15 protein-coding genes are annotated in these 12,796 nt (G+C 65.3%); 6 read left to right on the top strand and 9 right to left on the bottom strand.

The features are described 5' to 3' along the window. Positions 1-31: 31 nt before the first annotated feature. Positions 32-508 carry a hypothetical protein gene (locus O5O53_RS00415; RefSeq protein ID WP_269508000.1) on the bottom strand — a complete coding sequence of 159 codons (477 nt, stop codon included), beginning with the start codon at positions 506-508 and terminating at the stop codon, positions 32-34. Between the two features lie 453 nt (positions 509-961). On the opposite strand from O5O53_RS00415, the gene O5O53_RS00420 reads away from it, so the two are divergent. Together O5O53_RS00420 and O5O53_RS11800 are read left to right on the top strand one after the other, a co-directional pair. Further along, positions 962-1,225, top strand: a complete 264-nt coding sequence (locus tag O5O53_RS00420) for a WhiB family transcriptional regulator (RefSeq protein ID WP_034997533.1) — start codon at positions 962-964, stop codon at positions 1,223-1,225. An 84-nt stretch (positions 1,226-1,309) separates the two neighbouring features. Then, a complete protein-coding gene (locus tag O5O53_RS11800) occupies positions 1,310-1,384 on the top strand; it encodes a 50S ribosomal protein bL37 (protein ID WP_095066802.1) in 75 nt (24 codons plus the stop codon). An 87-nt stretch (positions 1,385-1,471) separates the two neighbouring features. Here the strand turns inward: O5O53_RS11800 and O5O53_RS00425 are convergent, their stop codons facing one another. The 3 genes from O5O53_RS00425 to O5O53_RS00435 all read right to left on the bottom strand — a co-directional run bounded on the left by O5O53_RS00425 (position 1,472) and on the right by O5O53_RS00435 (position 4,263). Beyond that, entirely contained in the window at positions 1,472-2,812 is a 1,341-nt protein-coding gene (locus O5O53_RS00425) for a zinc metalloprotease (RefSeq protein WP_269508004.1), read from the bottom strand. Between the two features lie 534 nt (positions 2,813-3,346). Continuing rightward, positions 3,347-3,625, bottom strand: coding sequence for a mycothiol system anti-sigma-R factor (locus tag O5O53_RS00430; protein WP_181889960.1), 279 nt, complete (start codon positions 3,623-3,625; stop codon positions 3,347-3,349). Beyond that, a complete protein-coding gene (locus O5O53_RS00435) occupies positions 3,625-4,263 on the bottom strand; it encodes a sigma-70 family RNA polymerase sigma factor (protein WP_181889959.1) in 639 nt (212 codons plus the stop codon). The genes O5O53_RS00430 and O5O53_RS00435 overlap by 1 nt, the downstream gene beginning before the upstream one ends. A 45-nt stretch (positions 4,264-4,308) precedes the next feature. On the opposite strand from O5O53_RS00435, the gene ybaK reads away from it, so the two are divergent. Further along, entirely contained in the window at positions 4,309-4,773 is a 465-nt protein-coding gene (gene ybaK / locus O5O53_RS00440) for a Cys-tRNA(Pro) deacylase (RefSeq protein ID WP_269508008.1), read from the top strand. On the opposite strand, the gene O5O53_RS00445 is transcribed toward ybaK, so the two are convergent. Next, positions 4,760-5,431, bottom strand: coding sequence for an SOS response-associated peptidase (locus O5O53_RS00445; RefSeq protein ID WP_269508562.1), 672 nt, complete (start codon positions 5,429-5,431; stop codon positions 4,760-4,762). The genes ybaK and O5O53_RS00445 overlap by 14 nt on opposite strands. Positions 5,432-5,453: 22 nt before the next feature. On the opposite strand from O5O53_RS00445, the gene aroA reads away from it, so the two are divergent. Both aroA and rsgA read left to right on the top strand, forming a co-directional pair. Further along, the gene (gene aroA, locus O5O53_RS00450) at positions 5,454-6,725 is read left to right on the top strand and encodes a 3-phosphoshikimate 1-carboxyvinyltransferase (protein WP_269508011.1); all 1,272 of its coding nucleotides are present in this window, start codon (positions 5,454-5,456) and stop codon (positions 6,723-6,725) included. After that, positions 6,725-7,750 (top strand): ribosome small subunit-dependent GTPase A, encoded by a 1,026-nt coding sequence (gene rsgA / locus O5O53_RS00455; RefSeq protein ID WP_269508014.1) that lies wholly within the window; start codon positions 6,725-6,727, stop codon positions 7,748-7,750. The genes aroA and rsgA overlap by 1 nt, the downstream gene beginning before the upstream one ends. Here rsgA and O5O53_RS00460 read toward each other — a convergent pair. Further along, positions 7,724-8,227, bottom strand: coding sequence for a DUF6912 family protein (locus tag O5O53_RS00460; RefSeq protein ID WP_181889955.1), 504 nt, complete (start codon positions 8,225-8,227; stop codon positions 7,724-7,726). The two genes, rsgA and O5O53_RS00460, sit on opposite strands and share 27 nt — an antisense overlap. Then, entirely contained in the window at positions 8,227-8,640 is a 414-nt protein-coding gene (locus O5O53_RS00465) for an HAD family hydrolase (protein WP_269508017.1), read from the bottom strand. Before O5O53_RS00465 ends, O5O53_RS00460 begins: the two co-directional genes overlap by 1 nt. Before the next feature lie 155 nt (positions 8,641-8,795). Here O5O53_RS00465 and O5O53_RS00470 point away from each other — a divergent pair, with 155 nt between their 5' ends. After that, positions 8,796-9,233 (top strand): hypothetical protein, encoded by a 438-nt coding sequence (locus O5O53_RS00470; RefSeq protein WP_269508020.1) that lies wholly within the window; start codon positions 8,796-8,798, stop codon positions 9,231-9,233. 27 nt (positions 9,234-9,260) lie between these two features. On the opposite strand, the gene secA is transcribed toward O5O53_RS00470, so the two are convergent. Both secA and hpf read right to left on the bottom strand, forming a co-directional pair. Further along, positions 9,261-11,822, bottom strand: a complete 2,562-nt coding sequence (gene secA, locus O5O53_RS00475) for a preprotein translocase subunit SecA (RefSeq protein ID WP_269508023.1) — start codon at positions 11,820-11,822, stop codon at positions 9,261-9,263. Between the two features lie 180 nt (positions 11,823-12,002). Further along, entirely contained in the window at positions 12,003-12,695 is a 693-nt protein-coding gene (hpf, locus tag O5O53_RS00480) for a ribosome hibernation-promoting factor, HPF/YfiA family (RefSeq protein WP_269508026.1), read from the bottom strand. Positions 12,696-12,796 lie beyond the last annotated feature (101 nt).

The raw sequence follows: 12,796 nt of genomic DNA on the forward strand, positions 1-12,796 counted from the left end.
CGGCCTTACCCCCTCCCCCTAGCGCGGCGCTCTACTGGGTGCGCCGCGCTTTGCGTTGCGCGTAGCGCGCCTCGTTGTACTCGCGTGTGGCCGGGTGGAAGATGCCGATGAGCGCGAGCACCGCGGACGCCAGCGTCGCCGCGCCCAGCAGCGGCACGCCGCCGCGGAACATGTACACGGCCACGCCCGCCAGTATCGCTTCCACCAGCACGATCGCGCCGGTGGCGCGGGGGTTGCCTTTCAGCGTGCTCACCGCGGCGTAGGCGATGTAGCCGAAGATGATCGCAAGGAACGTCGCGGTGCCGATGTTGACGTAGTTCGCTGCGGGGGAGTCCGATTCCAGCGTCGATGTGTGCTCGGTGAACTGGGAGACGATCAAAGAGGCCGCGTAGATGAACATCGCGGCGCACTGCAGAAGCACCACCACTGCGCTGAAACGCATCACTGCCGGCACGGTTCCATGCGCAACCTCGGGGCTATTCGGGGCGGGGTTATTGTTGGTTTCCACATCGAAGCAGTCTAGGCCCCGCCGGCTTGCGCTCCCACTTGCGTTGCGCGATTTGACGGTAGCCTATCTCGAAGGGTGCTAGCCTTTCTGCAGGTCACATTGCTTGTCGACGCCCTCCGGACGCACCCCGCACCCAACCCCGGCCGACGAAAGCAGTGTTAGATTCTATGATTCCCGTCACAATTTGGCACGCACCCCTAGCGCGGTGTAGGTGAACATGCCATTATTTCCGGGTAGCAAAAACAACGGGCTGGTTACACAGCCCTTAACCCTAAGCCACCACAGGGTTAACGCCCGGTAAACCGGAAGACGGGTCCCGCATCCAACGGGACACTCCGCCCGGCACCAGGAATCAAACTTCGTTTGCAACGCATCCGCCAAATGCGGGTGTTTGTGGTGCGCACGTAATTGCACATGGATTCAACCCACACCATTTAAAGGAGAGTCACCATCATGGATTGGCGCCACGAAGCTATTTGCCGCGACGAGGACCCGGAACTGTTCTTCCCCGTCGGTAACTCCGGCCCGGCACTGAGCCAGATCGCGCAGGCCAAGCTGGTCTGCCACCGCTGCCCCGTCACCTCCCAGTGCCTGAAGTGGGCACTGGAGACCGGCCAGGACGCCGGCGTCTGGGGCGGTCTGTCCGAGGAGGAGCGCCGCGCGCTCAAGCGCCGCAACAAGGCCCGCGCCCGCAACCGCGCACGCCTGTCGGCGTAAAACTCCGCCGGATTACCTTGCCAGCAGTGCAGGGCTATACAGTGGAACATCTGTAACCGGTACCCATATTCAAAGGAGGCCCCCATGAGCAAGCGTGGTCGCAAGCGCAAGGACCGTCGTAAGAAGAGCGCGAACCGCGGTAAGCGCCCCAACTCTTAAAGCGCGGTAAAACGAAGTAGCAAGCGGGCCCTTCCCATTTCGGGAAGGGCCCGCTTGTTGGTTTCTACCTACCGGCCAGCCTTACTCTTAGCGCATTGCGAGGAATGCTGCGCCGATGCCCAGGGCTGCTAGGGCTGCGACGACACCGCCGATGATGGCCGCGACGTTGACCTGGCTGTCAGCCTGCTTGGGAGCCTCAGCCTTGGCGGGCTTGACCTCAACCTTGACCTTGGCCTCGGCTTTCGCTTCGACCTTCGGATCGTCCTTCACCGGCTGCTCCGCCTTAGCGGGGACGACACCCGGCTGAGCCTCGGCCTCGGCAGCCGGCTCGTCGGCGATTTCCTCGGCCGGGACCAGCTCGACCATCTCGTGCACGTCGGCAACCTCGACAGGCTCCGGCTTCTCAACCTCGACGACCTCCTCCGGCTGCTCGATCTCCTCGACCTCAGCCTTGTCGGCGATGTCAACGCGGGCGCCGATGGACTCGGCGTAGGCGCCGATACGGGTGTTGGCCAATTCCAGGCTGTCCCAGTCCGCCGGAACGAAGACCTTGCCTGTCGGGGTGTCGGCGAAGTAGCCCTGCTCGGAGTAGTTGAAGTAGTCAAACTGGTGGTCGTAGTTCATCACCGACTGGTAGCCGGCCTGCATCGGGGAACCTTCAGCGATGTCGGTGACGTACTGCTGAGCACCCCAGTGGCGCAGTCCCAGGGTGTGGCCGAACTCGTGGAGGATGGTGTTGCGCACCTGCTCGTCGTTGGCGCGGCCACCCGGGTTGGCGACGTAGAAGGAGTTATCGCCCACCAGCGACAGGCCCGTGGCGTTGGAACCTGCACGCATCCGATCGCCCAGCACGCCGGGGCGGAAGATGTTCGCGCGGTCACCAAGGTTGTTGATGGTGTCGATGAGTTGGAACGCCTCAAACTCGCTCGGGTCAAAGTAGAAATCGCGGTACTCCAGCGTCTCGCCGCCGTGGACGTCAGAGTAATTGGGGATGTTGGTGTAGTGCTCGCCAGCGTCGATGTGCAGGGCAATGCCGTGGTCGGCAAACAGGTCCACCAGGTCGTCTAGGCCCTGCTTCGACGGGGCGTAAGAAGTGCGGTTGGCGCTAGCGCACTCGCGTGCCGCGCGGGTGTCGCACTTCAAGGTGTCGTATTCCGACGACATCCAGTTCAGCTGCATGAACAGATCCGGGCGTTCGGGGTCCGCGCCCCAATCCGGCAGGGGGATCTCCGTGCCGTCGGCAAGGACGACGCCTTGCTCTTCCCAGATGTCCGGCAGGCCGTCGCCGTCGGTGTCGGCGAGGGTGGCGGTGTTGGTCAGCACCGGTGCGAGCTCAACGTCCTGCTGGGCGTGTGCGACGTTCGCGCCGGACACCGCGATGGCGGCGGCAACTGCTGCGGCGATGGTGTTTCGGAATGCTGCTCGCATCTCGGTGACTCCTTGGTGTGCGTTTTTCTCTTTGTGACATCCCCGAGTTTATGCACCGAATATGCGCAGGTAAACCGCTCGCCGCCAGGCTGAAAAATACCCTAAATCGTTGAACATTCCGTCCGGATTGTTCAACGTTTCCACCCGTTCCTAGCTGCGGATTGTTCATCAATCTGCCCGCGTGATCCGCCGTTTCGTCAGCATTGTTCAACGATCAAACTGCAAACGCGCGCGGATGGTTGAACAATCCACTATCACTGCATTTTATACACGTTAAGGTGTTTTCCAGTATGGATTCCGGCAATTTTGCGTCTACCTGCATGTTTGGATTGCATACACAACTCACACACTCTTATTTTCCCCGGGTTTCCCTCAGAAATGTAGCAAACCCCCTGGATTGTTCAAAGATCCGCGGATTGTTCATCAATCCGGAAACCCCCGCTACCCCCGTTTTTTACCCCCGCTGCGGCGGCAAGGGGCCGTCGCAAAGCAAAAAGCCCGCAACCTACAGGCTGCGGGCGAGAAACAGAGGCCTTATCTATAGCGGACTTCGGTGTAGCTCACCGTAGTAATGGAGGCGATGATGCGCTGGCGCAACGGCTCCGGGGCCTTCGCGGGGCCGCAGCACTCGCGCACCATCGCGCGGACGTCGCGCTCAGACTGGGCGACGGCCAGGCACTCCGGGCAGGACGCCAGGTCGTTCTTGATTTCCTCGCGGCGCTCAGGCGCAGTGTCGGCATCGAACAGCTCGCACAACAAACGGTGGGTGGCGTCGCAGCCGTGAGCGTCGGTGTGGGTGTGTCCGGTGGACATTACTTCTCCTTCGCGTCCTGTTTGCCGGCGGCATCCGCCATGTCAGCGTGGTCGAGGCCGATGCCGCGTTCCTTCGCCACGTCCTTCAACATCCCGCGGAGCTGTTTTCTTCCCCGGTGCAGCCGGCTCATCACGGTGCCGATGGGAATGTCCATCACATCCGCGATCTCCTTGTAGGCCATCCCCTCCACATCCGCGTAGTAGACCACCATGCGGTAGTCCTCGTTCAACGCGTTGAGCGCCTCGGAGATCCGCGAGTTCGGCATGGCTTTCAGCGCCTCCACCTCCGCGGACTCCAGGCCGGTGGAGTCGTGCGAGCTGGAGGTGTAGAGCTGGTTGTCCGTCACCTCGTCCGCGGAGGTTTCCAGCGGGCGGCGCTGCTTCTTGCGGTAGGAGTTGATGTACGTGTTCGTCATAATCCGGTACAGCCACGCCTTGAGGTTGGTGCCGGGGGTGAAGCTGCCGAAGTTTTTGTAGGCCTTTAAATAGGTCTCCTGCACCAGGTCCTCGGCGTCCTGCGGGTTGCGCGTCATGCGCAGCGCGCCGCCGTACAGCTGGTCCAAAAGCGGCATCGCTTCCTCGTTGAAGCGCGCCTTCAGGTCATCGCTCACGCCTGCGTCTGGCTCGGTTTCGGGCATGTGAGCCATTGTAGGGCCACCTTCTGCGCGCGCTACCCTGTGGCCATGGCCGAGAAAACCCGCGCATTGACGGCACTGAAAGGCACCGACCACGAGGTGCTCACCTACTCCCCCAGCCAAGACCACTTCGGCGAGCATTCTGCGGCCGAGCTCGGTTTGGATCCGGCCGCGGTGTTAAAGACGTTGGTTATCGCCCACGAGCGCGATCTTGCCATCTGCTGCGTGCCGGTGGCCGGGCACCTTTCCTTAAAGGCCGCGGCGAAAGCGCTCGGCTGGAAGCGCGCGGAGATGGCAGATCCGGCCAAAGCGCAGCGCGCTACCGGCTACGTCGTCGGCGGCATCTCTCCGCTTGGCACGATGCACAAGCTTGCAACGCTTATCGACGCCTCCGTGGCCGACCTGCCCGCCGTCACCGTCTCCGCCGGCCAGCGCGGCCTGTCCGCCCGCCTCGCACCGCGCGACTTGGCGGAGCTGACCAGGGCGGAGTTCGCGCCGATTAGCGCTCCGTAGCGTCTACGCCGATAAGCTCCGCGTAGTCGTTTCTGGTGTTGCCCACTTCCTGGGCCGCCTCGTTCCACACCAGGGTCTCCGCCACGTGGGAGGGGTGCACCAACTCCAGCGCTTCGTCCGGGGTGCCGTCGACCCAGGTGCGGATCTCGTCTTCGCGCAAAAACAGCGGCAGGCGGTGGTGCAGCCACGCCATGTTCTCCGTGGCCGCGGTGGTGACCATGGTGGTGGAGAGGCGATCCAGCCCCGTCTCCCACAGCGCGGCGGCGTAGAGCATGCCGTCTTTCGGGCGCACGAAGTACGGCTGCTTGCCGTTTTCCGTCTGCTTCCACTCGTAGTAGCCGTCCAGCACCATCAGCCCGCGGCGCGCCTTGAACGCGCTGCGGAAGGACGGCTTCTCGGCCACCGTCTCACCGCGGGCGTTGAACAGCGGCGGGCCGGTCTCGTCCTTCTTCCAGGTGGGCAACAGGCCCCACCGGGCGGCGTCGATACGCGCGCTGCTCTCTGCAACCCTGATCAACGGCACCTGCTGGGTGGGCGCGATGTTGTAGCGCGGCGGCGGGGTGCCGTCCGGCGCCTGAACTTCCGCGACGCCGGGAAGGCCCGCCACTGCCTCAACGAGGTCGTCGCCTGACGTGAAAAGAACGAATCGTCCGCACATGCGCTCCATTATCATGACTTTCATGACCGAGATGTGGCCTGCGCCGTTTCACCCCAGCCCGATCACCCACACGCAACGGGTGCCCGGGTCCAAATCCATGACCAACCGCGCCTATATTTTGTCGGCGCTCGCGTCCGGCCCGTCCACGATCGTCGGCGCGCTGCGCTCGCGTGACACGGACCTGATGGAAAGTGCGCTGCGCGCCATGGGCACCGCCATCGAAGAGGACGGCGACACCATCCGCGTGTCTCCGGGCAAGCTGCGCTCCGCCGAGGTCGATTGCGGCCTGGCGGGCACGGTGATGCGGTTCGTGCCGCCCGTCGCGGCGTTCGCGGATGGGCCCGTGCTTTTCGACGGCGACGCCCACGCCCGCAAACGCCCCATGTCCACCATCCTGGACGCGCTGCGCACCCTGGGCGTGTCCGTGGCGGGTGACACACTGCCGTTTACGGTGCACGGCACCGGCCGCGCCGAGGGCGGCCCGGTGGAGATCGACGCGTCCGGCTCCTCCCAGTTCGTCTCCGGCCTGCTGCTTGCCGCGCCCCGGTTCGAGCGCGGCGTGCAGATCCGGCACACCGGCGGCACCCTGCCATCGATGCCGCACATTGAGATGACCGTGGCGATGCTTCAAGACGCCGGCGTTGAAGTTGCGGCCACCGCCAACTCCTGGTCCGTGGAGCCGCAGCCGATCCGCGGCACGTACTGGGAGATCGAGCCGGACCTATCCAACGCCGCGCCGTTCTTGGCCGCCGCGGCGGTCACGGGCGGCGAGGTGCGCATCCCGAACTGGCCGGTGACCACCACCCAGCCGGGCGCAACCATGCAGTCCATCCTGGAACGCATGGGCTGCGAAGTGGAGCTGGAGGCCGCCGGCGCCGGCCACACCCTGCGCGTGCGCGGCCCGGAGGCCGGAAGCCTGCGCGGCATCCGCCTCGACATGAGCGACATCGGCGAGCTCGCCCCCACCGTCGCCGCCATCGCCGCCTGCGCCACAACGCCGAGCGAGCTGACCGGCATCGCCCACCTGCGCGGCCACGAAACCGACCGGCTGGCCGCGCTCTCGCGCGAAATCAACGGGCTCGGCGGCAACTGCGAGGAGCTCGGCGACGGCCTGCGCATCACCCCGACCCGGATGCGCGGCGAGGCCTGGCACACCTACGACGACCACCGCATGGCCACCGCCGGCGCCATCATCGGCCTGGTGGTGAGCGGTGTCGAGGTGGAAAACATCGACACCACCTCCAAGACACTGCCCGGGTTCGCCGACATGTGGGCGGAGGTGGTGGCACAGTAATGGGCCGCAGCTTCGCCGACTACGACGAGTCCGATGTGCGCGTGCGCCCCGGCAAAGGCTCGCGCCCGCGCTCGAAGAACCGCCCCACGCACGACGACGCCGAGTTCGGCCTCGTCGTGGCCAAGGACCGCGGCCGCTGGGGTGTGGTGCTCGATACCACCGGCACCCGCCTGCAGTGCACCCGCGCCCGCGAGCTGAAGCGCACCTCCATCGAGGTGGGCGACCGCGTCGGCGTGGTCGGCGACACCTCGGGCGCGAAAGACACCCTCGCCCGCATCGTCAAACGCGAAGAGCGCACCTCAGTGCTGCGCCGCACAGCGGACGACACGGACCCCTACGAGCGCATCATCGTCGCCAACGCGCAGCTGATGCTCATCGTGGTCGCGGCCGCCGACCCGCCGCCGCGCACCGGCTTTGTCGAGCGCGCCCTCATCGCCGCCTTCGTCGGCGGCGTGACCCCGGTGGTGTGCGTGACCAAGACCGACCTCGCGGACCCCTCAGACTTCGAGCGCGAGCTCGAGGCCATGGGGGTGGAGGTGCTGCGCACCGGCGTCGAGGACGGCGTGGAGCAGCTGCTAAAGCTTATCGACGGGCACGTCTCCGCCCTTATCGGCCACTCCGGCGTGGGCAAGTCCACCCTGGTCAACCGCATCGTGCCGGACGCGGACCGTGAAACCGGCGAGGTCTCCGGCGTAGGCAAGGGCAGGCACACCTCCACCCAGTCCGTGGCGCTCGAGGTCCCCGGCGGCGGCTGGATCATCGACACCCCCGGCATCCGCTCCTTCGGCCTGGCGCACGTCGCCCCCGAAGAAATCGTGGACGTGTTCCCGGACTTGGAAGAGGCGGCGCAGCGCTGCCCCCGCGGCTGCACGCACTTGGGTCCCCCGGCGGATCCGGAGTGCGCCTGGGACGAGCTGGACCCGGCCTCCCCCGTCGGCCGCCGGGCCGCGGCAGTGCGTGGCCTGTTGGCTGCCCTGCACTCCAACAACGAGTGGGAGCTAAAGCAGCTCGACGAGCACCGGTAGCTCGCTCGGGTCGTAGAACGCCATGTAGTTGTCCTGGGCGTCGCCCACGGCAAGCTCGGCATCCTCGTCACCCAGGTCGGCGGCGTCGATGACCTCGATCGCCTTCGCGGTGGCCTCCTCGGCCTCCGCGATGTCCACGTGGATCGCGGCGATGTCCTCGAAGTTCACCGGCGCGGACAGCTTCACCACGGACTCGCCCATTTCCGGATCCGGGGTGGCCTGGGAATCCGGCACGTCCGCGGAGACCACCACGCGGCGGTGCGGGTGGCGCTCCTCGTCGCCGATGGCCAACAGGCGGATGGACGCCATCGCTGCGTCGTCGAACGCCACGGCCTCGATCTCCTCCTGGTCGCCGGAGGTGAAAAACTCGTGCAGCGCCTCGGTGGCGGCGAACGCCCAGCCGTTGCGGGCGTGGATCAGGCGGTTGTCCTCCAGCGCCGCGAGCATGCCGAAGGTGGCGGGGATGTAGACGCGCACTAGAACTCGCCCTCGACGTCGAACAGGGACTGGATCTCCACCGCAGTGCGGTCGATCGCCGTGTGCAGGATGCCGATCATGTTGTATTCGACAGCGGCGCGGACGTTCATGATGTCGTCGTCGATCATCACGCAATCGTTCAGGTCCACGCCGATCGCGTCGGCCGCGGCCTGGAACGCGGCGCGCTCCGGCTTTTCCGCCCCGATCTCGCCGGAGAGCACCACAGCGTCGACCACACCGCCGAACTCCCACTCGCGGATCTTTTCCGCCATCTCGCCGTCGCCCTCCTCGTTGGAGAGGATGCCCACGGAAATGTCCTTCGCCTTCACCGCCTGAATGAGGGTCTTCCAGCGCTGCTCGTCCTCTGCACCGGTGTCCAGCACTCCTGCGTAATCGATGATCAAGCCCTGCAAGGGTTCCCTCTTTCGTTGGTTGCGTCGCGGATGCCTACTGTAGTGAGCACACCCTTTACACGGGCGGCTGCGAACGTGGACAATACTACCTACCCCGCACCACGCCCGTCCCCCTCTGCTACGCATTCCCGCTCAGTTGAGGGAGGACACCCGCCATGTACTACACCGCCCCAGGGCACCGGCACGTGCAAGTGCTCGTGCCGCAGCTGAACCGGAGCCCAGCCGTGCTCGGCCGGCTCATCCAAACGCGCAACTCCGAGTCCGCGGCTCCGCCGCCGAACACTGCCGCCGAGATCGAACCGGTCGTGGCGGAAGCGCTCAACGCCGCGCTGAGCAAACACCGCGCCACGTCCATGATGGCCTGGCGCTTCGCGCCGGCGGTGCGCGCCCACATCCGCGCCCGCCAGCACGCGGCGGCGCTGACAAACGCACCGACAAGCACCGCCCCCGCGGCGGACAGGCTCCAGGTGGTTACCTGCCACGCCCGCGAGGGCGGTGAATTCTTCGGCACCGTCGAAACTCAAGACGGCACCAGGAGGGCCTACGCCGCGAAAATCTGCGACGGCAAGCTGGTCTCCTTCAAGGTGCTGTGAGGCGGCAGCTCGTCGCTAAGCAATTTGCTAGACGACGGTGGAGCCGCCCGCCTCAGCCGCCTGCTCAGTCCCCTGGGCCCCAAACTGCTTGCGCATGGAGAACAGCTGGCGCACGGTCTCCTCCTGGACAGCTTCGTTCATCGCGTTGAACATGTCGCCGCCCTCCTTCTGGTACTCCACCAGCGGGTCGCGCTGCGCCATCGCGCGCAGGCCGATGCCCTCCTTGAGGTAATCCATCTCGTAGAGGTGCTCGCGCCACTTCGTGTCGATGATCGGCAGGATCACCATGCGCTCCAAATTGCGCATCTGTTCCTCGCCGCCAATCGACGCCACGTTGTCCTCCAGCTTGTCGTACTGGGCGTTCGCGTCGTCGAGAAGCGCCTGGCGCAGCTGCTCCGAGGTGAGCTCGCCGGCGCGGCCGTACTCGTCGCCGTCGATAAGCTCCTGCGCGCTGACCGTCGGGCCGTATAGGGAATCCAGCGCGTTCCACAGGCCGTCGAGGTCCCAGTCCTCCACGTAGCCATCGGCGGTCGCGCCGTCGACGTACGCGCCGATGGTGGAATCGATCATGCGGCGCACCTGGCCAGCAATGTCCTTCGAGGCCAGGATCTCCTGGCGTTCGCGGTAGACCACCTTGCGCTGCTCGTTGAGCACCTCGTCGTACTTCAGCACGTTCTTGCGCATCTCGAAGTTCTGGTTCTCCACCTGGGACTGCGCGCCCTTAATCGCGTTGGAGACCATCTTCGCCTCAATCGGCACATCGTCCGGCACGTTGAGGCGGTTCATCATGTTCTCCATGGACTGGCCCACAAAGCGCACCATGAGCTCGTCGCGCATGGACAGGTAGAAGCGGGACTCGCCCGGGTCGCCCTGACGGCCGGAACGGCCGCGCAGCTGGTTGTCAATACGGCGCGACTCGTGGCGCTCGGTGCCGATGACGTACAGGCCGCCGGCCTCGCGCACCTCGTCGCCAAGCTGCTGCGAGCGCTCCTTGGCAGCCGGGAGCTGCTCGTCCCACGCCTCCTGGTAGCGCTCCGAATCCTCCAGCGGGTCCAGGCCCTGCGCCTGCAGCTTCGCGTCCAGGAGAATCTCCGGGTTGCCGCCGAGCACGATGTCGGTGCCGCGGCCAGCCATGTTGGTGGACACGGTCACCTTGCCCGGCAGGCCGGCCTCGGCGATGATGCGGCCCTCCTCCTCGTGGTACTTCGCGTTGAGCACGTTGTGCTGCACGCCCTTGCGGGTGAGCAGCTGCGACAGGTACTCGGAGCGCTCCACCGAGGTGGTGCCCACCAGCACCGGCTGGCCCTTGGCCGCGTGCTCCGCGATGTCCTCCGCCACGGCCGCGAACTTCGCTTCCTGGGTCTTGTAGATCAAGTCGTCGCGGTCCGTGCGCTGATTCGGGCGGTTCGGCGGGATCTGGACAACGTCCATCTTGTAAATCTGGTGCAGCTCCGCCGCCTCAGTCTCGGCGGTACCGGTCATGCCGGACAGCTTCTCGTAGAGGCGGAAGTAGTTCTGCAGGGTCACCGTGGCCAGGGTCTGGTTCTCGTTTTTGATCTCCACCTGCTCCTTGGCCTCAATGGCCTGGTGCATGCCCTCGTTGTAGCGGCGGCCCGCCAGCACGCGGCCGGTGAAGCCGTCCACGATCATCACCTCGCCCTGGCGGATGATGTAGTCCTTGTCGCGCTCGAACAGCTCCTTCGCCTTGATGGCGTTGTTGAGGTAGCTGACCAGCTGCGAGTGCTCCGGGGCGTACAGGTTGTCAATTCCCAGCTGGTCCTCGACGAACTCCACGCCCTCTTCGGAGATGCCCACGGTGCGCTTGCGCTGGTCCACCTCGTAGTGGATTCCTTCGCGCATACGCGGCGCGAGCTGCGCGAACACGGTGTAGAACTGGCTGGAGCCGTCCACCGGGCCGGAGATGATCAGCGGGGTACGCGCCTCGTCGATAAGGATGGAGTCCACCTCATCCACGATGGCGTAGTTGTGGCCGCGCTGGACAATGTCGTCGACGGAGCGCGTCATGTTGTCGCGCAGGTAGTCGAAGCCGAGCTCGTTGTTGGTGCCGTAGGTGATGTCCGCCGCGTACGCCTTCTTACGCTCAGCCGGACGCATCTCGGAAAGGATCACGCCCACCTCCAGGCCCAGGAAGTGGTGGACACGGCCCATCATCTCGGCGTCGCGCTTAGCCAGGTAGTCGTTGACGGTGACCACGTGCACGCCCTTGCCGGACAGGGCGTTGAGGTACGCCGGCAGCACCGACGTCAGGGTCTTGCCCTCACCGGTTTTCATCTCGGCGACGTTGCCGAAGTGCAGTGCGGCGCCGCCCATGATCTGCACCTTGAAGTGCTTCTGCCCCAGCACGCGCCAGGAGGCTTCGCGGGCGGTGGCAAACGCGTCGAGCAGAATGTCGTCCAGGCTCGCGCCGTCTGCGAGCTTGTCCTTGAACTCGGCGGTTTTGGCCTTGAGCTCCTCGTCGGTCAGCGCGGCGTACTCGTCGTCGAGCGCCATGACCTGATCGGCGATCTTGGCAAGGCGCTTTACGGTGCGCCCCTCACCGGCACGGAGCAGCTTTGACAGTCCAAACACGTGTGCAAAGTCCTTTACTGATGGGTTGACAGGGCCAAGGTGATACAACCGGCCATTGTACGCACGCCTCCCTGGGTATAGACAACCCCATAGGCACAATTGCCTATCGACGAACCCCGCCCCAGCCCAGAACCATAGACAGAACTGAGCCGGGGCGGGGTTTAGTAGGTTGAGCTGCGGTTACTCGGCCTCCCCTTCCGGGGCGAGCTCGATCAAGCCGTAGTCGAACGCGTGGCGGCGGTAGACCACAGCCGGACGGTTGGTCTCCTCGTTGATGAAGAGGTAGAAATCGTGGCCCACCAGCTCCATCTCACGCAGCGCGTCGTCCACGCTGCGCGGCGCGTTGGGGTGCACCTTGGAGCGCACGATCTGGCCCGGGACGATGTCCTCGACCTGGTCTGCGTACGGGTCCACGTCGTACTTGCCGGCCTCCTGGGCGGCGCGTTCCTGCTCCGCCTTGGCGTCCGCCTCAATCTCCGCGGCGAGCACGCCGGTGCTCTTCGGCGCGCGGTGGCCGGACAGGGCGATGTTGCGGCGCGCCTTGACCTTGCGCAGGGAGCGCTCCAGCTTGTCCACGGCGGCCTCGAGCGCGGCGTAGAAGTTCTCTTCCTTCGCTTCCGCGCGGGCCAGGTGGCCGGAGCCGGTGGCGGTGATCTGGATGCGCTCCGCCTCCGCCTCGCGGCGCGGGTTCTTCTCGTGCTGCAGCTCCACATGGAACGACTTCAGCGTCGGGTCAAGCTTTTCAATCTTGGCCAGCTTGCCGTTCACTCGTTCCTGGAAATGCTCTGGGACCTCGACGTTTCGCCCGGTGATGGTGACCTGGGCGTCCGGGCTCAGCGTCTCTTGGATCGGGTTACGGTCTGCAGACGTCATCTGCGTCCTCCCTTGCGGTAGTAGGAACTGTGTCCACCACCACTATACAACTGGTTATGACCAATTCGGCCGGTTTTTGCGAAAGCTCGCTACCCTGCCCC

The organism is Corynebacterium faecium (assembly GCF_027257105.1).
In the GTDB taxonomy this organism is placed as follows: Bacteria; Actinomycetota; Actinomycetes; order Mycobacteriales; family Mycobacteriaceae; genus Corynebacterium; species Corynebacterium lehmanniae.